General features: G+C 36.3%; 3 protein-coding genes and 1 pseudogene. All 4 read right to left on the reverse strand.

What is annotated here, in order from left to right:
- On the reverse strand, window positions 1–71 hold a 71-nt coding region (locus tag GBI16_RS18845; protein ID WP_215900697.1), incomplete at its 3' end, for a helix-turn-helix domain-containing protein.
- An 87-nt stretch (window positions 72–158) separates the two neighbouring features.
- Window positions 159–617, reverse strand: a pseudogene (locus tag GBI16_RS17865) (SOS response-associated peptidase); the annotation flags it as partial.
- Between the two features lie 246 nt (window positions 618–863).
- The gene (locus tag GBI16_RS17870; RefSeq protein WP_000482094.1) at window positions 864–1970 is read right to left on the reverse strand and encodes an ImmA/IrrE family metallo-endopeptidase; all 1107 of its coding nucleotides are present in this window, start codon (window positions 1968–1970) and stop codon (window positions 864–866) included.
- Between the two features lie 12 nt (window positions 1971–1982).
- The coding region (locus GBI16_RS17875) for a hypothetical protein (protein ID WP_151707595.1) at window positions 1983–2592 on the reverse strand (610 nt) is incomplete at its 5' end.

Consider the following 2592-nt stretch of genomic DNA (forward strand, 5'->3'; position numbering starts at 1 on the left):
GTAATGGCTTTAATAGATTTACCTTGCTGATGAAGTATTTGGATTGTCACTGCTTGCTCCAAAGTTAACATGTTGAGCAGTCCAAAATGACCGCTATATTAACCAAGGGGGTCAGTTTTTAAATGCCGTTAGGGGGTCATTTTTACACTGCCGCTAACATGATGGTCAGAGTTGATCGTCAACATTGAAAAAGAACGTACCTTATTGCCATCAATCACCGCATCATCATAGATCCCTGCAACCGTGAAAGGCTGATCATCTTTACGCTTAATGGTGTACCAGTGCGGCTTACCATTGATGTATTTGGGTTCATAGAACTCTTGAACAGGCACAAGGCAAAACTTGCTGTACTTCCATGCATGTCGAAAACTTGGCTTATCTGCTACAGACTCGGTACGAGCATTATAGGTATGACTGTTGAATTTCAACTCTTTTGCCCAGCTCGGTAGTAATCCAAACTTTGCGATATCAAGTTCTAAGTGTTCAGAACCATTTAAGATAATTGGAGCATGATAGGAAGGGAATACATGATCCTTAAGCTCAAGATCAAACTGGATGGTATCGACACCTAAGAGTGTCAAATTTCTTTTATTTGGAAATAGGTAATTTGAGCACATAGCCTGATCACATAACTAAAGAATTTATCTGAAATTGTATACGATGCTTTATGGAACACATGGGATTTATGGTGTCAGTTCAAGTAGGCTATATGAAAAAAGTCATGATGGGGCAAGTTACATTTTCAGTTAAAGTATGACTTATGGGATGCAAAACTACGTTGGGCGTGAAGTCATAAAAAAATTAATCAGGATTTTGCATAAATAGTGCGCCGTAAGGCGCATTATTTTTAAGGAAGGTTTGTATTACTCGACAATATATAACTTATGTTTTTTCTTCGGGGGCTCAACTTTAGCTAAAGCATCAAATGTTAATTGATTAAAATCTTCTTCAGAGATTCCAATTTCATCAAGCATTTTATTTTTATCAAAAGATGGTTGTGAGGCTAAAACAGAGATAATTTTGGGCAACATCAAACTCTCATCTCGATGAGTTTCTTCAGGTTCATTAATGTTGTAGCCCAACGAATTGATCTTTATAGAGTTACTACGATTAACCCAATCACTAACTAATCCCAGCTTGTGAGCTTTATAGTTAATAGCCTTCAGGGATGTTCGCCAAATCTTTTTATACTCAATCATATTTTCTAGTGAAAAATAGCGTGGAGCAGTAGAAAGAAATGCATCTGTTGGCATTAAAAATTCAGATGAAAATTGATCCGCTTCAGTTTCGAGAACACGATTATCTTTCTCGACACGAATTTTTTTGTTATGCGTATGCATAACGATATGACCAAGTTCGTGTGCACAATCGAAGCGGGCTCTTTCGGCAGACTTAAATGTATTTAGAAATATGAAAGGGCTACCACTTTCATCATCAAAAAAAGATAGTGCATCAATTTCTCGAATTTCAGTCGGTAATCTAAAGACACGGATTCCCTTTAGCTCACACAACGAAACAATGTTATTAATAGGTTGATTACCTAAAGCCCATAAACCTCTCAACTCTGACGCTAGGTGATCGGCATACTTAGATTCACCCAAAAACTCAGTAATATCTAAATCAGGACGGTGAAAAGTAGGTAACTTTACTTTCTGATTTAAGTACTTGTTAATATTTATTGCTAAAAGAGTATATGCCTCATTAGCTTTTCTATGCTGTGCTTTAATACGAGCAACCGATCTATAGAAGATTTGGTCTGTTTCATGTGGTTGTGTGTCATTACCTGCAAAGAATGACTTGGGTAAATTTAATACACGGCATATATCATCTTGATCATTTTCATTGATTTCTTTATCCACGTCTAAAAGTTGCTTTACCTTAGAGATAGAGCAACTCAATTTTTCTGCGAAATCGGTATTGCTAAGTCCTCGTAATTCTTTAGCAATACGTAAACGATCTTTATTAAACACATTAACCTCAGATTAAACTACAAGCTGAATATCAAAATCATCTGGTTTAATTTCATTAGATGGTTCCAATACTGGCTTAGGATCAGTTTTTACAGGAACTGTATTATCTATTTCAAATGCAATTCTGCAAGTATGGTCACTTGGTAAAATTGAAATTTTTTTCGCTTTTAAGTCCTGTACGACGCTAGTTGGGTATGCAAATTCAAAAGGAATATTTGGGATATCAATGTCTTTATAGGCTGGATGTGATGCTGAAGGAAAGTATAAAATCCATGTTCTCAATTTTGTCTCATCATCATAAGCAGACTGATTCTCCTTAATATTATTTAATGTCATTAATCCTTTTTCACAGTGTGCTGATACAACTTGATCAGCTAACCCCAATGCAATATTCCCGCTCATAAAGATAATTTGTATTTTCTTTACTGTATTCTCAATTCTTGGCTGGCTGTCATTGTGGAATATCCAAGCAGGATCAGATTGTCGAAGCAGTAAAGCAATCTGTTCTCCAATTTTTCCCCATCGTGCAATAAAGCGTGCACGGTTATAGTGAGTATTTGTTCTATAGTCAGCATCACCGATCATAATTGCGTTTCTGACTAACTCGAGATCAGGTAATCCT

The sequence above is a fragment of the Acinetobacter sp. TUM15064 genome, from assembly GCF_008980265.1.
In the GTDB taxonomy this organism is placed as follows: Bacteria; Pseudomonadota; Gammaproteobacteria; order Pseudomonadales; family Moraxellaceae; genus Acinetobacter.